We start from the raw sequence: 18,640 nt of genomic DNA on the forward strand, positions 1-18,640 counted from the left end.
GGGCAGGTGGGGCAGTACGGACGGGGCGTGGGTGGCATCGCCCACGAACGGCTGGGTGCCGCTGCGGGTGCTCTTCCCTCGCCCGGCCGTACCGGTCGCCTCCTCGATGGCGGTCACCGCTGACCACCGCCCGCCGTGGTGTGCTCGGCGAGGCGGGCGGCGATCCACTTGGCCGCCGCGGTGATGGTCTTGAAACCCTCCTCCGCGTGCGCCCAGCGCAGGCCCATCCCGGCGCCGTACGGGCCGCTCTCGGACTGCACGGCAGCCGCCGACCACACCACGCCACCGCGCTTGCCGCGCGTCTGCGTGATCTGCCCGGCCACCGCCTTCTTCTCGACGCGGTCGACGCGGTCGGCGGTGACGAGGAAGTCGTGCGGCTCGGTCGTGGTCAGGCGGCCGTAGGAGAAGAACGGCGCACCGGGCCACAGGAACAGCCCGGCGACCTTGCGGGGCGGCAGCCCGTACCCGAGGAAGGCGGTGCTCGTGCTGGAGCGGCCGGTGTCGTCGTTCTTCTCACCGGTGATCACCTCGGCCGTGCCGCAGGACCGGCACACGATCCGGACGGTGATCGCCGCGAACCGGTTGCCGTGGTCGCAGCGCTCCTCCGGGCACTGGTGCTTCAGCGGCTCCTCACCGTGGCCCCGGTAGCGGGACTCGTCGTGGGTGAGGCGCAGGTCGACCTCCCAGCGGGGCTGCTCGCAGCCGCGGCGGTGGACCAGTTCCTCCCACCCGAGGTAGGTGTCCTGGGTCGGCTTCACCAGGCACCGCCCTGCTCGGCCTGGCGGTCGGCCTCGGCGACGGGCTGGCAGGGCACCAGGTTGGAGTGGGCGTCCAGGCCGCAGCCGCACCGGATGCCGCTCGGCCCGTACGTCAGCGGGTCCCCCTCGTACGGCAGGCCCGGGGCCTGCTGGTCGGGGTCGACGGCGGCGGCCTGGTCCATGAGGGCGAGGTCGTCACCGGCGCGGAGCATCGCCGCGTTCACGCAGCCGGGCGAGCAGTACCAGCGCGGACCGCCCTCGATACCGGCTACGTCCAGGTGGAACCAGCCGAAGACGTCGGTGCCGTCGAGGTCGTGCGTGCTGCCGCAGTTCTCCTCGTGCGGGCACGGGGCGTTGATGTCGCGGATGATCTCGGAGTCGAGGAGTGACGCCAGCTTCGTACGGTCCTCGCCGTCGATGACGAGGTCGGCTCGGCCGCCGTACGCGGACGTGCACCTGACGATCACCTGCTTGTGCGTGGTGTGGGCGTCGGGGACCTGGGCGTCGCCGTTCCAGGTGAGCTTCATCGGCAGCCCGTCGAGGGCGGTGGTGCCGCACTCGGCGGCGACCGCGACAGCAGAGACGAGGAGCATGTCGTCGCCTCGGCGGCCCTCGCACAGCCGCAGTACGGCCTGGACCTGTCGGCGCGAACCGGCGATCGCAGCCAACTGCTGGCGCAGCTCGGCGATCTCGGCGGCGCACTCGGTGCGGGCCTGGGCGCGGGCGGCGTCGATGGCGGCCTGCTCGCGGGTCGCGTCGGCGAGGACTCCGGCGTCCTGCTCGGCCTGGGCGAGGTCGCGTGCGGTCGACTCGCCCCGCGCCATCGCCGCGGTGATGACGGTGGTCGCGGCGTCCACCGGGGTGGTCCTCGCGGGGGCGGGCGTCGCCGAGCCCGCGGGCGCCGGGACCACCCCGCTGTAGGAGGCGACGACGGCCTGTTGGGGGCGTGGGTCATGCCGCGGGGGCTGCGCCCCGGGCGTCTGGGATGATGCGGTCACGGGTGTCCACTCCTGGTCAGAGGTATGGGTGTGGATGTGCCGAGGGGTCGTGCACGGGTGGAGCCGGGCACGGCCCCGCACTTGTTGGTCAGGCGGCGCTGGCCGTGGACTGTGGGCGCTGGCCGAGAGAGCCGGACAGGAGCACGACCAGGCGGCCGATCTCGGCGTCACTCAGTCGGCAGCGCGGGCAGTCCTCCGGGTCGGAAAGGCCGTGCTGACACGGCTCGTTGAACCCGGCCTCGAACGCCTCATCGGGCGTCAGGCAGACCCGGCCGCTCACGCCGCCGCGCCCCTGCGCCCCTGCGGGCGCTGTTCCATGAGGAGGTCGCTGACCTCGCACTCGAAGAGGTGCGCGGCCTTACGGAGGAAGGCGGGACCGGCCTTGTTGTTGCCCAGCTCTACCTGGCTGGCGTGGTTCAGCGTGTATCCCGTCATCTGCGCGAACTCGGTGAGCGAGAGGCCCTTGAGCACGCGGCGACGGCGGATCTCGGATCCGTTCGACCTAAGTTCCATACGTGAATCGAAGCAGAATCTAATTAGATTCGCAAGCAGTCGACCAGTCCCGGATGGGAGAGTGATTGGAATCTCAAGTGGTCACTTAGAGTCCGCGTAGATTTCCATGAGAGTGAGTGTCAAGCTTGGGCACCATGAGCCAGACTCCGAGCGCCCCCACCTCGGTCGGCCAGCAGCTCGCAAGCCGCCGCGAAGATCTCGATCTCACGCAGGAAGCCCTCGCGAGGCGCGTCGGCATCTCAGCGCCGACCGTCAGCGTCACCGAGCGAGGGCACACCCAGATCCGCCGCAGCAAGCGCGCGGACTGGGAAAGGGCGTTGGGTCTCAAGACAGGCACGATCAGTCGCGCCTACCGCGACGGGACGCCAATCGAGGTGGCCGACGCCGAAGCGGACCAGGACGCCGTCTACGCCGATCTGTCGGACCGGCTGGAGCGGACGGCGTGGGAGATGCCACTCTCCGTGGAGGACCGGAAGTTGATCATCGACATGCTGCGTGAGGCGAAGACTCAGGGTCGCAACAGCGCATAGACAGGCGCTCGCTTCCAACCTGGCTCGATCAGGGCACGAGTGTTGGTGCGTGACGGAGGTTGAGATGCACCACCTCGCCACCGCGTACCTCACCCACGACCAGCCGGTCCGGCCGCATCCGCAGTGCCTGGCGCACCAGGTCCTCCAGCGTCACCAGGCCCGCGCCCTCCTGGTTGGCGGGTCTGGTCTCCAGCCGTACGACGTGCGGGTGATCCGGCCGAAGCTCCGCCGAGTCCTCCGCGAGGACGAGGCGTTCACCCGGTCCGACCAGCCCCAGCAGGGCGCTCAGCAGGGTCGTCTTGCCGCTGCCGGTACCGCCGCTGACCAGGAAGGACAGCCGGGCGTCGAGCAGAGCGCGCAGCACCTGGTCGCCGCCCGGCGGCACGGTGCCCGCCTTCACCAGTTCGTCGAGGGTGAACGCCCGCGGCCGTACGACACGCAGCGACAGGAGCGTGCAGCCGACCGCGACCGGTGGCAGCACCGCGTGCAGTCGGGTGCCGTCGGGCAGCCGGGCGTCGACCCAGGGGCGGGCGTCGTCGAGTCTGCGTCCGGCCACGGCGGCCAGGCGCTGGGCGAGGCGTCGTACGGCCGCCGCGTCCGGGAAGGTGACGGTGGTCAGCTCCAGGCCGCCGCCGCGGTCCACCCAGACCCGGTCCGGACCCGAGACCAGCACGTCGGTCACCGACGCGTCGGCGAGCAGCGGTTCCAGTGGCCCGGTGCCGACCAGCTCGGACCGCAACCGTGCCGCCGTGCCGAGCACTTCGGCGTCGCCGAGGACCCGCCCCTGCTCGCGCAGCGCCTGGGCGACCCGCGCGGGCGTCGGTTCGTCGCCGCTCTCGGCCAGTCTGCGACGCACCCCGTCCAGCAGCGCCGGACCACCGGGCGTCCAGTACGGCGCCATCATGCGGCGGCCCTCCTCTCCGTCTCGGTCGTGGAAGGCCCCCGCACACGGCGGCCTCCCCTTCCGTCACCGCCGTCGAAGGCGCCGGCACACGGCGCTACAGCGGCAGCCCTCTCCCTCACCACCACGGAAGACACCCTCACGCCGCTCCCGCCTCGATCAGCGCCCGCTCCCAGAAACCGGTGCAGAACCGGGCGAGCGGCCCCCGCCCGCTTCCCGGTGGTTCCTTGCCCCCGTCCGGGCGCAGCAGCGCCGGTTCGACGGGCACCTCACCGGCCAGCGGCAGGCCGAGCAGCCGGGCCATCTCACGGTCGTCGAGACCGGGCGGGTACGGCCCACGCACCGCGAGCCGCAGATCGCGCAGGACCATGCCGACGGCGGAGGCGACTCGACCGGCCGCCGCCACGGCGCGCAGTTCGGCGGGGACCACCAGGAGCCCGAGGTCGAGTTGGGCGAGGGCCTCGGCGACACCGTCGTCGATCCGGCGCGGCAGATCGACGACGACCGTCCCGCCCCGCCTTCTGGCCGCGGCGAGCACCGCCCGTACGGCCTGAGGCGGGACGGCGACCCGGTCACCGCGGTCCCAGCTGAGCACCCGCAGCGAGTGCAGCCGGGGCAGGGACTCCTCCAGGGCGCCGCTGCCGACCCGCCCGCGTGAGCCAGCGAAAGCGGGCCAGCGCAGGCCGTCCGCGCCTTCGCCGCCGAGGAGCACGTCGAGCCCGCCGCCCAGGGGATCGGCGTCCACCAGCAGGGTGCGCAGCCCCTCCCGCGCGGAGGTCACGGCGAGGGCGCAGGCGAGTGTGGACGCTCCGGCCCCGCCCCGACCGCCGATCACGCCGACGGTGAGCGCGGGGCGGCCGACGCCCTCGGCGACATCGGCGATGCGGTCGACCAGCCACTGTTCGCCGTCGGGCAGCATCAGGACGTGGTCGGCGCCGATCACGACGGCGCGCTGCCAGACGCCCGGGTCGTCCTGGTCGCGTCCGACGAGCACCACGCCGCGGCGGCGGGTGGCCCCGCGGACGCGCCGCGCCGCGTCGTCGCCGACCAGGACGAGCGGTGCGGTCTCCCAGCCACCGCCGCGCTCCGGCACCGAGTGGCGCACCTCGGGTGTGGCACCGGCCGCGGCGCACAGGCGCAGCAGGTCGTCGAGCAGGTCGGCGTCCTCCGTAACGATCAGCGGTCCGCCCTGCCTGCCTCCGACGGTGGGCGGCGGTTCCTGGATGTCGGCTCCGGCCACTGTGTGCTCCCCCTTCGCTGCTTCCTCCGCGCGGGCCTGCGGCCCCGCGATTCCCGAACCCGTGGAGAACCGGCGACCGGCCTCCATATGAGCGGCCGATAGGAACCGGCCATGCGCGCCCCGGAAACAGAACCGGCCGTGAACTCGCCACGAGGCGCGCTGGAATCACGGTGCAGCGATCCCGGAAATCATGTGGATCTTGGTCCAAAACTGTGGACGTGCCGACGGTTGTGAATATCGCCCTCACCCATACCGGTGACCTCCGCGCCGCCCGCGCGCGACTCCCGCAGAGGAGCTCCATGAACACATAGAGTTATCAGTCATGTGCATGACAACAACTGGACATCACGCGGTCCGGCGACCCAGTGAAGCCAGACAGAGAAAGGAAAACCCCTCCGGACATGCGACGACCCCCGCCGGGGGGGAGAGCGGGGGTCGTCCCCACGGCCGACTCGGGGGGGGAGGAGTCGGACCGGGTTAGCACGGTCGCGAACGATCCGTGACTTCCATGGTGTACCCGAGAGCCTTCTCAGGCAAACCCACACGCCCCACCTTACGCCGAATGGGCTGCGCCTATGCTCAGGCTTGTGGAAAACCACTCCTTGCCCCGCACAGCGGCCTTCTTTGACCTGGACAAGACGGTCATTGCGAAGTCGAGCACGCTCACCTTCAGCAAGTCGTTCTACCAAGGCGGGCTGATCAATCGCAGGGCCGTGTTGCGCACCGCATACGCCCAGTTCGTCTTCCTCGCCGGAGACGCCGACCATGACCAGATCGAGCGGATGCGTGAGTATCTCTCCGCGCTGTGCCGCGGCTGGAACGTCCAGCAGGTCCGGGAGATCGTCGCGGAGACGCTGCACGACATCATCGACCCGATCATCTACGACGAGGCCGCCTCCCTCATCGAGGAGCACCACACCGCCGGACGCGATGTGGTGATCGTCTCCACCTCCGGCTCCGAAGTCGTCGAGCCCATCGGCGAACTGCTCGGCGCCGACCGCGTGGTCGCCACCCGCATGGTCGTGGGCGAGGACGGCTGCTACACGGGAGAGGTGGAGTACTACGCCTACGGTCCGACGAAGGCCGAGGCGATCAAGGAGCTGGCCCTGTCCGAGGGGTACGACCTCTCCCGCTGCTACGCCTACAGCGACTCGGCCACCGACCTGCCGATGCTCGAGTCCGTCGGCCATCCGCACGCCGTCAACCCGGACCGGGCGCTGCGCCGGGAGGCCCTCTCACGCGGGTGGCCGATCCTCGACTTCCACCGGCCTGTCCGCCTCAAGCAGAGGCTCCCCCGGCTCTCCGTACCGCCCCGACCGGCCCTTGTCGCCGCGGCGGCCATAGGAGCGGCGGCGGCCACCGCCGGCCTCGTCTGGTACGCCAGCCGACGCCGGTCGGTGTCCGCCTGAAGACCGACGTCCGATTAATGCGTCTTTGAACCTAAAAGTAAAGAAGCACAGTCGACACTTCCGCTCGCTCCACGCCTGGAGTACAAAGGGGTTAACGGCCCGCGAGACCAAAGGAACATCCGAAAGGATCGCCTTTAAGAACGCAGGATTGGCCCCACGGACCGAGCATGGACATCGAGCACCCACGCGACGTCGACCCGTCGATTACGGGCCAGCCGCACCAGGTGACGGGCAAAGCACCCCACCTGATGGGCACACATCGAGGACGCTTGGTAACCCGGTGGACATGCCAGCGGCGGTACGAGAACTCGTACCGCCGCAACTCTTTTCCACACCCCGCGGGTCCTACGACATTTACGCCGCGCCCCGCTGAAGTGCTTCGCACACCGCCGTCGACTCGCGCGCGCCAAGCGTGACCGCCTTGCCGCAGTGGGCGATCCAGGCCGCCATCCCGTCCGGAGTGCCGGACAGATAGCCGTCGAAGGCGGCCAGGTACGCCTCACGGCCCAGCTCCGCGTGTCCCACCTCGGCGGGGCACACCGACTTCGGGTCGAGACCGCTGCCGACCAGCACGATCCGCTCGGCCGTCCGCGCGACCAGGCCGTTGCGGGAGACGAAGGGACGCAGCGCCAGCAGCTCCCCGTGTACGACGGCGGCCGTGACCAGCGCGGGAGCGGAACTGCCCGCGATGACCAGCTCCGACAGGCCCTCCAGTCGACCGGACACCTCGGCGGCGCTCGGCAGCGGCTGGGTGATCAACGGCTCGTCGACGGGTTCGCCCTGTTGCCGTGGCCGTCCCACCTCGTCGACCTGGTCCGCCGCCGCCACCAGGTGCAGGCGGGCCAGCACCCTCAGGGGCGACTGCCGCCAGATGGACAGCAGCTGCCCCGCCTCAGCGGTCAGCCGCAGGGCGGCGCCGACGACGCGGGCCTCGTCGTCGCCACTGAAGTCACTGCGCCTGCGCACCTCCTCCAGCTCCCAGTCCGCGCCGGACAGCGCGGCGGATCCGCGTGCGCCGCGCAGCGCTGCCTCGGAGGTGATCTCGTTGCTGCGGCGCCGCATGATCCGGTGCCCGTACACCCGGTCCACGGCCTTGCGCACGGACTCCACGGAGTCGGCCACGCCGGGCAGGGAGCCCAGGGCGGCGAGCGGATCGGCGGTCGCTCCGCCTGTCGTACTCATGAGTACGACCCTAGGGCCTGTCCCGTCCCGGACACCCCGGGCTCACGCCCCACTATTGAGTGGTCTTCTTCACGTTCGCGCACATCCGGCGCCCCTCCCACGACTACGCTTACTGAACATGAAAATTGCTTTCGTTGGGAAGGGTGGCAGTGGCAAGACCACGCTGTCGTCCCTCTTCGTCCGCCACCTGGCGGCCACCGGCGCGCCGGTCATCGCCGTAGACGCGGACATCAACCAGCACCTGGGCGCCGCGCTCGGCCTCGACGAGGCGGTGGCGTCGGCGTTGCCCGCGATGGGCGACCGGCTGCCGCTGATCAAGGACTACCTGCGCGGCAGCAACCCGCGCATCGCCTCCGCCGAGACGATGATCAAGACCACGCCGCCCGGCGCGGGCTCCCGGCTGCTGCGGGTGCGCGAGAACAACCCGGTCTACGACGCCTGCGCCCGGCCGGTGGAACTCGACGGCGGCGCCGTCCGTTTGATGGTCACGGGCCCCTTCACGGACGCCGACCTGGGGGTCGCCTGCTACCACTCCAAGACGGGAGCGGTGGAGCTGTACCTGAACCACCTGGTCGACGGCCCCGACGAGTACGTGGTCGTCGACATGACCGCGGGCGCGGACTGCTTCGCCTCCGGCATGTTCACCCGCTTCGACACCACCTACCTCGTCGCCGAACCGACCCGGAGAGGGGTCTCCGTATACCGCCAGTACAAGGAGTACGCCCGCGACTACGGCGTCACCCTGAAGGTCGTCGGCAACAAGGTGCTGGGCCAGGACGACCTTGACTTCCTCCGCGCGGAGGTCGGGGACGACCTGGTCGTCACGGTCGGCCACTCCGACTGGGTGCGCGCCATGGAGAAGGGCCGCCCGTCCCGCTTCGACCTCCTGGAGGAGGCCAACCGCGACGCCCTGCGCACTCTGCGCTCCACCGCCGACGCCACCTACCCGCAGCGGGACTGGGAGCACTACACCCGCCAGATGGTGCACTTCCACCTGAAGAACGCCCGGTCCTGGGGCAACGAGCGCACCGGAGCCGACCTGGCCGCGCAGGTCGACCCCGCATTCGTACTCAGCGAGCGCGTCGTCGCGGCCACCGCCTGACACGCGCCCGGCCGAGTGTGGCCCACCGCCGTCGTCACAGTCCACGCGCTACAAGCAACAGGCGACAAGCCACGAGCCGCGGGCACACGGCTCACGGCCGCCGTACTGCCCGGCCGTGCACCCGAACTCCGACCGCCGTACTGCCCGGCCGCGGTGGCTACCGGCCGCCCGCCGGTGCCCCGGGCACGCCCTTGGGAGCCGGGGCCGGGCGGGCGGACAGGAAGGACGCCCAGCCCTGCTGGGGCGCCTCGCCGACCTTCAGGGTGCGCAGCTTGGCCAGGACCTGTGGATCCTGGGCGTCCAGCCAGTCGGCGAGCTGCCGGAAGGACACACAGCGCACGTCCTCCTTGGTGCACACCCGCTCGATGACCTCCTCGACGGCCCGCATATAGGTGCCGCCGTTCCAGGACTCGAAGTGGTTGCCGATGATCAGGGGCGCGCGATTGCCGTCATAGGCGCGCTGGAAGCCCTGGAGCAGGCCGTCGCGCATCTCGTCGCCCCAGCGCTGGTGCTTGGCGGGGTCGCCCTGGCTGGTGCTGCCGGACTGGTTGACCATGAAGTTGTAGTCCATGGCCAGTTGCTCGAAGGAGTGGCCGGGGAAGGGCACCAGCTGCATCGACAGGTCCCACAGGCCCTCCTTCTTCCCGGGCCACACCTGGTTGTTGACGCCGCTGGTGTCGTAGCGGAAGCCCAGTTCGCGGGCGGCCTTCGTGAAGTTGCGCTGGCCCTCCAGGCAGGGGGTGCGGGCGCCGATCAGCTCCTTGTCGTAGTCGAAGGGCAGCGGCGCGGAGTTCCTCAGCCCCGTGTTGGTCTTCCAGGACTTCACGAAGGCCTTGGCCTGGGCGATCTCGTCCTTCCACTCCTCGACCGACCACTGGCCGACGCCTCCGCCACGGCCGCAGAAGTGACCGTTGAAGTGGGTGCCGACCTCGTTGCCCTCCAGCCAGGCCAGCCGCAGCTGCTTCACGGTGTCGATGATGCCCTGCTCGTCGTTGAAGCCGATGTCGGAGCGGCCGGGCGAGTGCTGCGGGGGCCGGTAGAGGTCGCGCTTGTCCTCCGGCAGCAGGTACACGCCGCTGAGGAAGTACGTCATGGTCGCGTTGTTCTCCCTGGCGACCTGGCGGAAGTGGGAGAACAGCTTCTGGCTGTCCTCACCCGCGCCGTCCCAGGAGAAGACCACGAACTGCGGCGGCTTCTCGCCGGGCTTCAGCCGCTCGGGTCTCGCCAGGTGCGGCTGCGCCCCGGTGAACGCGGTGGAACCGTCGCCGATCAGGCGCACCACGCTCCCGGGTGCCGGGGCGGGCTTGGCCTTCTGCGGTCCGGCGGCTCCCTCCCCCGTCTCGTCGGAGCCGGTCCCGCAACCGGCGAGTGACCCGGCACAGACCGCGGCGACCACTGCGCCCGCGGCGATCCTCTGGGTGGCGGCCATGTCCGCCCACCTTCTTCCTTCTCTCACGAACTCCGGCGAACTCGATGACGGCGTCGCCAAGGTCGCACGGAACGAAGAAGGAATTTGTATGACAAGCCGATCAAATGCTCACGTCACTCCTCGGAGTGATTGGCTAGCCCATTTGCCCGGAATATCCATGCTTTGCCTTTACTCTGCATTACGATTCGTTTACTGATTGTTGATGCATCCCGCCGCTGTACGCCGTGACCCACGGCCGCGACCCGCCCCCGCCGTCGAGCGGGGACCACCTGTTCCGCGACCGCGCTGCCCCGGAGGAGACGGGAAACCATGTCAGCCTGCGCCCCCACTCACCGCACCGTCGACGACTCACAGCAGTCGAAGCCCGTACGGCAGTCCCACAGCCCCCCGCCCGCCCGGCGCCGCCGCTTCCATGTGGCGGGCGCCGACGTCTCGGCCTCCATCGCCGTCTTCCTGATCGCCCTGCCGCTGTCCCTCGGCATCGCCCTCGCCACCGGAGCGCCGCTCCAGGCGGGTCTGGTCGCCGCAGCCGTCGGCGGCCTCGTCGCTGGACGGCTCGGCGGCTCCCCGCTCCAGGTGAGCGGCCCCGCCGCCGGGCTCACCGTCGTCACCGCCGACATCATCCAGCGCTACGGATGGCGGACGACCTGCGCCATCACCGTCCTCGCCGGTCTCGCCCAACTCGGTCTGGGCTGCCTGCGGGTGGCGCGCGGCGCACTCGCCGTCAGCCCCGCCATCGTGCACGGGATGCTCGCCGGAATCGGTGTCACCATCGCCGTGGCCCAGTTGCACATCGTCCTCGGCGGCACGCCGCAGAGTTCCGTGCCCGACAACCTCGCCGCGCTGCCGGCCCAGTTGGCGGAGCTACAGCCGTCCTCCATCGTGGTCAGCACGCTCACCCTGGCCCTGCTGCTGCTCTGGCCGCGGATCCCCGGCCGGGCCGGGCGGCTGCTGCGGAAGGTGCCGGCCGCGCTGATCGCCGTCGCCGGGGCCACCGCCGCCGCCTCACTCGCCGGGCTGCGGCTGCCCAAGGTCGATCTGCCGACCTGGAGCAGCCACGCCCTGGCCGGGATGCCCGAAGGGCCGGTGCTCGGCATCGTCACCGCCGTGATCACCACCACTCTGGTGTGCAGCGTGCAGTCGCTGCTCGGGGCGGTCGCCGTGGACAAGCTGGCCGCGACCCGCGAGGCCGCCCACAGGACCGCCGACCAGCAGACACGCCAGGCCCGCCCGACCGAGGCCGCCAGCCACCAGACCAGTAGTGCCCGTAAGGCGACCGCCGATCCCCCCACCCCGGACCAGCCAGCCGTACGCGAGCCCTCCGCCGACCCTCGCGGAACCACCCCCCGCGTCGGCCGCTCCAACCTCGACCGTGAACTCCTCGGCCAAGGCGCCGCGAACATCGTCGCCGGCTCCCTCGGCGGACTGCCGGTCGCGGGCGTCGCGGTACGCAGCACCGCGAATGTCCACGCGGGTGCCGTCAGCCGGAACTCCACGATGCTGCACGGCGTTCTCGTAGTAGTCGCCGCGCTGCTGATGGTCCCGATCCTGGAGCTGATCCCGCTCGCCTCGCTCGCCGCCCTGGTGATGTCCGTCGGCATCCAGATGGTGTCCCTGCACCACATTCGCACGGTGACCCGCCACCGAGAAGTGCTGGTGTACATCGTCACCATCCTCGGCGTGGTGCTCCTCGGCGTCCTGGAGGGCGTGGCGCTGGGCATCGCCGCCGCGGTCGGTGTCGCACTGCACCGACTCACCCGTACCCGTATCACCCATGAAGTGAGGGAGGGAGTCCATCACGTCCAGGTCAGAGGGCAGTTGACGTTCCTCGCGGTGCCCCGGCTCAGCCGGACCCTGCACCACGTGCCCCACGGGGCCGACGCGGTCGTCGAACTGGACGGTTCGTTCATGGACCACGCGGCATACGAGACCTTGCAGGACTGGCAGAACACGCACACCGCACAGGGCGGCAGCGTCGAACTGACCGGCCGCCGCGCCGGTACCCAGACCGCCGAGCCCCTTGCCTCCCCGGCTCCAGGCGCCGAGCGGTCCGGGGTGACCGGTCAGACGCCCGTCGCCGACTGCCGCTGCCGCCCCTGGACGCCCTGGCGCAACCACCAGTGCGAGGTCGTCCCGCCCTCGGCACCACCTGCGCCGTCAGCCTCGTCCGAGGGGGCACCCACCGGGGCCAGTACGCCGCCCGGTGACCCGTCCGAGGACTCATCGGAGACCGCCGGAGCGGGGCGGCACCAGGAGAGCGACATCGAGAGGAAGGAGAGGCAGGAGGCACCCGGCAGACCGGACGCGACGACCACCGCGAAGACCCCCACGCACGGCACCAGCAGCACCTACGGCACGTGTGGCACGTACGGCACTCAGGCCAGCCCCGTCGACCTGAACCCAGGCGGCGGACCCGCCGCGCACAACGGCTCCGGCGACGGCTCCGGCGGGCGTCACCTCCTCCGCGGCATCACCGCGTTCCAGCGCAACACCGCGCCCCATGTGCGGGGCGAGCTGGCGCGGCTCGCGCGGGAGGGGCAGCGGCCGGTGCAGCTGTTCCTGACCTGCGCCGACTCCAGGGTCGTCACCTCGATGATCACCTCCAGTGGTCCGGGAGACCTGTTCGTGGTGCGCAACGTGGGCAACCTGGTCCCACTGCCGGGTGAGGAGAGCGGTGACGACTCGGTGGCCGCGGCGATCGAGTACGCGGTGGACGTGCTCAAGGTGCGGTCCATCACGGTCTGCGGACACTCGGGGTGCGGGGCGATGCAGGCGCTGCTCAACTCCGGAGCGGGCAACACCCGCACCCCGCTCGGGCGGTGGCTGCGGCACGGGCTGCCGAGTCTGGAGCGCATGGCCGACGACCGCGGCACCTGGGCACGGCTCGCGGTGCGCAGGCCCGCCGACGCGGTGGAGCAACTGTGCCTGACCAACGTGGTCCAGCAGTTGGAGCACCTGCGGACCCACCCCTCGGTGGCGCGGGCGCTGCGGGAGAACGGTCTGGAACTGCACGGCATGTACTTCCACGTCGGTGAGGCACAGGCGTACCTGCTCAGCGAAGTCGAAGACGGTGAGCACGTCTTCGATCACGTGGAAGGGGTGGATGAGCTGCGGAGTCCGGCGTGAGGACCGGGCCCGGGTGAGGGTGCGGACGTGGGCTCGGTGTGAGGGGCGTTACAGCCCCGAACCGCCCTGAACCCGGTCGGCGTGCCGTCCGTGGGAAGGGGCAACGGTCCAAGCCCGCACCACCCGTAGAGGTCCGTCCCCAGATCCCGATCAAGGCCCGACTACCCGACGACAGGTCTAAACCAATTTCCCGTCGACCCTTGTCATCGGCCCCCCGGGTCTGATGAGCTGTGGCCTGGGACACAACGGACACCCTGGGAAAGGGAGATGTCGTGAGCAACGAAAGCCTGGCCAACCTGCTGAAGGAAGAGCGCAGGTTCGCACCCCCCGCTGACCTGGCCGCGGATGCCAATGTCACGGCGGAGGCGTATGAACAGGCCAAGGCTGACAGGCTCGGCTTCTGGGCCGCGCAGGCCCGGCGGCTGACCTGGGCCAAGGAGCCGACCGAGACGCTGGACTGGTCGAACCCGCCGTTCGCCAAGTGGTTCAAGGACGGCCAGCTCAACGTGGCCTACAACTGCGTCGACCGGCACGTGGAGGCCGGGCACGGTGACCGGGTCGCCATCCACTTCGAGGGCGAGCCCGGCGACAGCCGCGCCATCACCTACGCCCAGCTCAAGGACGAGGTGTCCAGGGCCGCCAACGCCCTGCTCGAACTCGGCGTGCGGAAGGGCGACCGGGTCGCCGTCTACATGCCGATGATCCCCGAGACCGCGGTCGCCATGCTGGCCTGCGCCCGCATCGGCGCCGCGCACTCAGTGGTCTTCGGCGGGTTCTCCTCCGACGCGCTCGCCACCCGCGTCCAGGACGCGGACGCCAAGGTCGTCATCACCTCCGACGGCGGCTACCGGCGCGGCAAGCCCTCCGCGCTCAAGCCCGCCGTCGACGAGGCCGCCGAGAAGGCGGGCATCATCGAGCACGTCCTGGTGGTGCGCCGCACCGGGCAGGACGTCGCCTGGAACGACGGCCGGGACGTGTGGTGGCACGAGATCGTGGACCGCCAGTCGACCGAGCACACGCCGGAGGCGTTCGAGGCCGAGCAGCCGCTGTTCATCCTCTACACCTCGGGTACGACGGGGAAGCCGAAGGGCATCCTGCACACCTCCGGCGGCTACCTCACCCAGGCCGCCTACACCCACCACGCGGTCTTCGACCTCAAGCCGGAGTCGGACGTGTACTGGTGCACGGCCGACGTCGGCTGGGTCACCGGGCACTCCTACATCGTCTACGGACCGCTGGCCAACGGCGCCACCCAGGTCATGTACGAGGGCACCCCCGACACCCCCCATCAGGGCCGCTTCTGGGAGATCATCCAGAAGTACAAGGTGTCGATCCTCTACACCGCGCCCACCGCGATCCGCACGTTCATGAAGTGGGGAGACGACATCCCCGCCAAGTTCGACCTGACCTCCCTGCGCGTCCTGGGCTCCGTCGGCGAGCCGATCAACCCGGAGGCGTGGATCTGGTACCGCAAGCACATCGGCGCCGACCGCACCCCGATCGTGGACACCTGGTGGCAGACCGAGACCGGCGCCATGATGATCTCCCCGCTGCCCGGCGTGACCGACACCAAGCCCGGCTCCGCCCAGCGCCCCCTGCCCGGCATCAGCGCCACCGTCGTCGACGACGAGGCCCGCGAGGTGCCCAACGGCGGGGGCGGCTACCTGGTCCTGACCGAGCCGTGGCCGTCCATGCTGCGCACCATCTGGGGCGACGACCAGCGCTTCCTGGACACCTACTGGTCCCGCTTCGAGAACATGTACTTCGCCGGTGACGGCGCCAAGAGGGACGACGACGGCGACATCTGGCTCCTCGGCCGCGTCGACGACGTCATGCTCGTCTCCGGCCACAACATCTCCACCACCGAGGTCGAGTCCGCCCTCGTCTCCCACCCGTCCGTCGCCGAGGCGGCCGTCGTCGGCGCCGCGGACGAGACGACGGGCCAGGCCATCGTCGCCTTCGTCATCCTGCGGGGCACCGCCGCCGAGACCGCCGACCTCGTCGCCGACCTGCGCAACCACGTCGGCGCCACCCTCGGCCCCATCGCCAAGCCCAAGCGGATCCTGCCGGTCGCCGAACTCCCCAAGACCCGCTCCGGCAAGATCATGCGCCGCCTGCTCCGCGACGTGGCCGAGAACCGGCAGCTCGGTGACGTCACCACGCTCACCGACTCCACCGTCATGGACCTCATCCAGGCCAAGCTCCCCGCGGCACCCAGCGAGGACTGACCTGGTCTCGACCCCGCGAGAGGGGGCACCCGGCGTGAACGCGCCGGGTGCCCCCTTTGTGCATAACATGAGGATCATCACGTTTACCCCGCCATCCGGGGCACCTTAGGTAAAGTAAACAAAGTCAACTTAGGTAAACTAAGCAAAACCACGTCGAAGAGGTGCGCCGGGAAGTCTGGTCGGCATGTGCTCCGCCCTGCCCACCGACCGGAGGTCTCTTCTTGTCCGCGCCCAGCACCACCCGCAAGGCCCTCGGCCGTCTCTCCCTCACCGAGCGGAACTTCGTCGCTGAAGCACTGCGCACCGAGACGGTCGGCGGCGTGCTGCTGCTCCTCGCCGCCATCGCCTCACTGGTCTGGGCGAACATCCCGGCGCTGCACGACAGCTACGAGACGGTCAGCCACTTCCACATCGGCCCCGCCTCGCTCGGCCTGGACCTCTCCCTCGAGCACTGGGCGGCCGACGGGCTCCTGGCGATCTTCTTCTTCGTCGCCGGTATCGAGCTGAAGCGCGAACTGGTCGCCGGTGACCTACGCGACCCGAAGGCAGCCGTACTGCCGGTCGTGGCCGCCCTGGCCGGTATGGCCGTACCCGCGCTCGTCTATGTGCTGACCAACGTCGCCGGGGGCGGGTCCATGGACGGCTGGGCCGTGCCCACCGCCACCGACATCGCCTTCGCGCTCGCCGTACTCGCCGTCATCGGCACCTCGCTGCCGAGCGCGCTGCGCGCCTTCCTGCTCACCCTGGCCGTCGTCGACGACCTCTTCGCCATCCTGATCATCGCGGTCTTCTTCACCGACAGCCTCAACTTCGCCGCGCTCGGCGGCGCCGCCATCGGCCTCGCGGTCTTCTGGCTGCTGCTGCGCAAGGGCGTACGCGGGTGGTACGTCTACGTCCCGCTCGCCCTGGTCATCTGGGCACTGATGTACAACAGCGGCGTCCACGCCACCATCGCCGGTGTCGCCATGGGCCTGATGCTGCGCTGCACCACCCACAAGGGCGAGGCGCACTCCCCCGGCGAGCACATCGAGCACCTGGTGCGGCCCGTCTCGGCCGGTCTGGCCGTCCCGCTGTTCGCGCTGTTCAGCGCGGGTGTCTCGGTGTCGGGCGGCGCGGTGCGCGACGTGTTCGAGCGGCCCGAGACCCTCGGCGTCGTCCTCGGTCTCGTCGTCGGCAAGACGCTCGGCATCTTCGGCGGCACCTGGCTCACCGCGCGCTTCACCCGGGCCTCCCTCAGCGACGACCTGGCCTGGGCCGATGTCTTCGCCGTCGCCTCACTCGCCGGTATCGGCTTCACCGTCTCCCTGCTCATCGGCGAGCTGGCCTTCGAGGGCGACGCCGTCCTGACCGACGAGGTCAAGGCCGCCGTACTGTTCGGCTCCCTGATATCGGCGCTGCTGGCGTCCGTGCTGCTGAAGCTGCGCAACGCCAAGTACCGGCGGCTGTGCGACGCCGAGGACCGGGACGAGGACGAGGACGGCATCCCCGACATCTACGAGGAGGACAACCCGGCGTACCACCTTCGGATGGCGGAGATCTACGAGCGCAAGGCCGCCGAGCACCGCAGGATCGCCCACGTCAAGGACGAGGAGCGACGCGCGCTTGCCGAAGTGTCGGCCGGGGCAGGCGAGGAGGGGAACCGTCCGGCATGATCTGACGAGACGGTACAAATGACGGGACCGTACGCAGTCAGGCACAGACGGAACCGCCCACAGATGAGGGAGACAGCGATGAGCGCACCCGACGGCAGCCCGGTCGGCGCCGAACGCAGCATCGGAGAGCTGTTCGCCTCGGCGACAACGGACTTGTCGGCGCTGGTGCACGACGAGATCGCGCTGGCGAAGGCGCAGCTCAGGCAGGACGTCAAGCGCGGCGCGACCAGCGGTGGCGCGTTCACCGCGGCCGGTGCGGTGCTGGTGTTCTCGCTGCCGATGCTGAACTTCGCACTGGCGTACGGCATCCGGACCTGGAGCGACTGGAACCTCGCTGTCTGCTTCCTGCTGTCCTTCGCGGCGAACGTCCTCGTCGCGGTCGTCCTCGGTCTGGTCGGCGTGGTGTTCGCCAAGAAGGCCAGCAAGAGCAAGGGCCCGCAGAAGGTGGCGGCGTCCATGAAGGAGTCGGCGGGCGTGCTCCAGAAGGCCAAGCCGCACCCCCGGCCCGAGCGGCCGGAGCTGACCGAGCGGCCTGGGGAACGGGCCCCCGAGGCCATCGAGGCTGTGGCACGCTCGTCGTCATGACGGATCCCGCCACCCCCTGGGCGCAACCCGCCTCCCTCGTACGACTCGACCTCCCCGGCGGGCGGGAAGTGACCCACCGCGACGTGGCGGCCAACGGCGCCCGCTTCCACATCGCCGAACTGGGCGACGGGCCGCTGGTGCTGCTGCTGCACGGCTTCCCGCAGTTCTGGTGGACGTGGCGGCACCAGATGGCCGCGCTCGCCGACGCGGGGTTCCGGGCCGTCGCCATGGACCTGCGCGGCGTCGGCGGCAGCGACCGCACCCCGCGCGGCTACGACCCCGCCAACCTCGCCCTCGACATCACCGGGGTGATCCGTTCCCTGGGCGAGCCGGACGCCGCGCTGGTCGGCCACGACCTCGGCGGCTATCTGGCGTGGACGGCCGCCGCGATGCGGCCCAAGCTGGTCCGGCGGCTCGCGGTCGCCTCCATGCCGCACCCCCGGCGCTGGCGGTCGGCGATGCTCTCCGACCTCAAGCAGACCACCGCGGGCTCCTACATCTGGGGCTTCCAGCGGCCGTGGCTCCCGGAGCGGCACCTCGTCGCCGACGACGGCGCGCTGGTCGGACGGCTGATCCGGGAGTGGTCCGGGCCGCGGCTACCGGACGACGAGGCGGTGGAGGCGTACCAGCGGGCGATGTGCATCCCGTCGACGGCGCACTGTTCGATCGAGCCGTACCGGTGGATGGTCCGGTCCATGGCCCGCCCCGACGGCATCCAGTTCAACCGGCGCATGAAGCGGCCCGTGCGGGTGCCCACGCTGCATCTGCACGGCTCCCTCGATCCGGTGCTGCGCACCCGCAGTTCGGCGGGGTCCGGGGAGTACGTCGAAGCGCCGTACCGCTGGCGGCTGTTCGACGGGCTCGGGCACTTCCCGCACGAGGAGGACCCCGTCGCCTTCTCCACCGAGTTGGTCAACTGGCTGAAGGACCCCGAGCCCGACCGGTGAACACCGGGTCCGACGCCTGTCGGTGACCACTCCGACGCGC

At 70.6% G+C, this 18,640-nt stretch carries 16 protein-coding genes; 8 read left to right on the forward strand and 8 right to left on the reverse strand.

The genetic code is table 11. The features are described from left to right. Window positions 1-113: 113 nt before the first annotated feature. The 4 genes from ABZ659_RS19925 to ABZ659_RS19940 all read right to left on the reverse strand — a co-directional run bounded on the left by ABZ659_RS19925 (window position 114) and on the right by ABZ659_RS19940 (window position 2,269). A complete protein-coding gene (locus tag ABZ659_RS19925; protein WP_360221447.1) occupies window positions 114-758 on the reverse strand; it encodes a hypothetical protein in 645 nt (214 codons plus the stop codon). Then, on the reverse strand, window positions 755-1,756 hold the full coding sequence (locus ABZ659_RS19930; RefSeq protein ID WP_360221450.1) for a hypothetical protein: 1,002 nt from the start codon (window positions 1,754-1,756) through the stop codon (window positions 755-757). The genes ABZ659_RS19925 and ABZ659_RS19930 overlap by 4 nt, the downstream gene beginning before the upstream one ends. Before the next feature lie 88 nt (window positions 1,757-1,844). Beyond that, window positions 1,845-2,036, reverse strand: coding sequence for a hypothetical protein (locus ABZ659_RS19935; RefSeq protein ID WP_360221453.1), 192 nt, complete (start codon window positions 2,034-2,036; stop codon window positions 1,845-1,847). Beyond that, window positions 2,033-2,269: a helix-turn-helix transcriptional regulator gene (locus ABZ659_RS19940; protein ID WP_360221456.1), complete on the reverse strand. Its 237-nt coding sequence runs from the start codon at window positions 2,267-2,269 to the stop codon at window positions 2,033-2,035. Before ABZ659_RS19940 ends, ABZ659_RS19935 begins: the two co-directional genes overlap by 4 nt. A 134-nt stretch (window positions 2,270-2,403) precedes the next feature. On the opposite strand from ABZ659_RS19940, the gene ABZ659_RS19945 reads away from it, so the two are divergent. Then, window positions 2,404-2,799 (forward strand): helix-turn-helix transcriptional regulator, encoded by a 396-nt coding sequence (locus ABZ659_RS19945; RefSeq protein WP_360221459.1) that lies wholly within the window; start codon window positions 2,404-2,406, stop codon window positions 2,797-2,799. A 28-nt stretch (window positions 2,800-2,827) separates the two neighbouring features. On the opposite strand, the gene ABZ659_RS19950 is transcribed toward ABZ659_RS19945, so the two are convergent. Both ABZ659_RS19950 and ssd read right to left on the reverse strand, forming a co-directional pair. Further along, complete coding sequence (locus ABZ659_RS19950) at window positions 2,828-3,703, reverse strand: TadA family conjugal transfer-associated ATPase (protein WP_360221462.1); 876 nt, start codon at window positions 3,701-3,703, stop codon at window positions 2,828-2,830. A gap of 136 nt (window positions 3,704-3,839) precedes the next feature. Beyond that, window positions 3,840-4,940 carry a septum site-determining protein Ssd gene (gene ssd, locus ABZ659_RS19955; RefSeq protein ID WP_360221465.1) on the reverse strand — a complete coding sequence of 367 codons (1,101 nt, stop codon included), beginning with the start codon at window positions 4,938-4,940 and terminating at the stop codon, window positions 3,840-3,842. A gap of 575 nt (window positions 4,941-5,515) precedes the next feature. Between ssd and ABZ659_RS19960 the strand changes: the two genes are divergently transcribed. Next, the gene (locus ABZ659_RS19960) at window positions 5,516-6,349 is read left to right on the forward strand and encodes an HAD-IB family hydrolase (RefSeq protein ID WP_360221468.1); all 834 of its coding nucleotides are present in this window, start codon (window positions 5,516-5,518) and stop codon (window positions 6,347-6,349) included. Window positions 6,350-6,703: 354 nt separating this feature from the next. Here ABZ659_RS19960 and ABZ659_RS19965 read toward each other — a convergent pair whose 3' ends face one another. Next, entirely contained in the window at window positions 6,704-7,531 is an 828-nt protein-coding gene (locus tag ABZ659_RS19965; protein ID WP_360221472.1) for an oxidoreductase, read from the reverse strand. A 118-nt stretch (window positions 7,532-7,649) separates the two neighbouring features. Between ABZ659_RS19965 and ABZ659_RS19970 the strand changes: the two genes are divergently transcribed. Further along, window positions 7,650-8,633, forward strand: coding sequence for an ATP-binding protein (locus ABZ659_RS19970; RefSeq protein ID WP_360221475.1), 984 nt, complete (start codon window positions 7,650-7,652; stop codon window positions 8,631-8,633). Between the two features lie 157 nt (window positions 8,634-8,790). Here the strand turns inward: ABZ659_RS19970 and ABZ659_RS19975 are convergent, their stop codons facing one another. After that, window positions 8,791-10,062, reverse strand: coding sequence for a hypothetical protein (locus tag ABZ659_RS19975; protein ID WP_360221478.1), 1,272 nt, complete (start codon window positions 10,060-10,062; stop codon window positions 8,791-8,793). A 309-nt stretch (window positions 10,063-10,371) separates the two neighbouring features. Here ABZ659_RS19975 and ABZ659_RS19980 point away from each other — a divergent pair, with 309 nt between their 5' ends. From ABZ659_RS19980 to ABZ659_RS20000, 5 genes are all read left to right on the forward strand, one after another. Further along, window positions 10,372-13,188, forward strand: coding sequence for a SulP family inorganic anion transporter (locus ABZ659_RS19980; protein ID WP_360221481.1), 2,817 nt, complete (start codon window positions 10,372-10,374; stop codon window positions 13,186-13,188). Between the two features lie 272 nt (window positions 13,189-13,460). Next, on the forward strand, window positions 13,461-15,416 hold the full coding sequence (gene acs / locus ABZ659_RS19985) for an acetate--CoA ligase (protein ID WP_360221484.1): 1,956 nt from the start codon (window positions 13,461-13,463) through the stop codon (window positions 15,414-15,416). A 221-nt stretch (window positions 15,417-15,637) separates the two neighbouring features. Then, complete coding sequence (nhaA, locus tag ABZ659_RS19990; RefSeq protein WP_360221487.1) at window positions 15,638-17,068, forward strand: Na+/H+ antiporter NhaA; 1,431 nt, start codon at window positions 15,638-15,640, stop codon at window positions 17,066-17,068. A 78-nt stretch (window positions 17,069-17,146) separates the two neighbouring features. Continuing rightward, complete coding sequence (locus ABZ659_RS19995) at window positions 17,147-17,653, forward strand: phage holin family protein (protein WP_360221490.1); 507 nt, start codon at window positions 17,147-17,149, stop codon at window positions 17,651-17,653. Beyond that, window positions 17,650-18,600, forward strand: a complete 951-nt coding sequence (locus tag ABZ659_RS20000; protein WP_360221494.1) for an alpha/beta hydrolase — start codon at window positions 17,650-17,652, stop codon at window positions 18,598-18,600. Before ABZ659_RS19995 ends, ABZ659_RS20000 begins: the two co-directional genes overlap by 4 nt. Window positions 18,601-18,640 lie beyond the last annotated feature (40 nt).

This window comes from Streptomyces sp. NPDC006997 (assembly GCF_040635175.1).
Classification (GTDB): domain Bacteria; phylum Actinomycetota; class Actinomycetes; order Streptomycetales; family Streptomycetaceae; genus Streptomyces.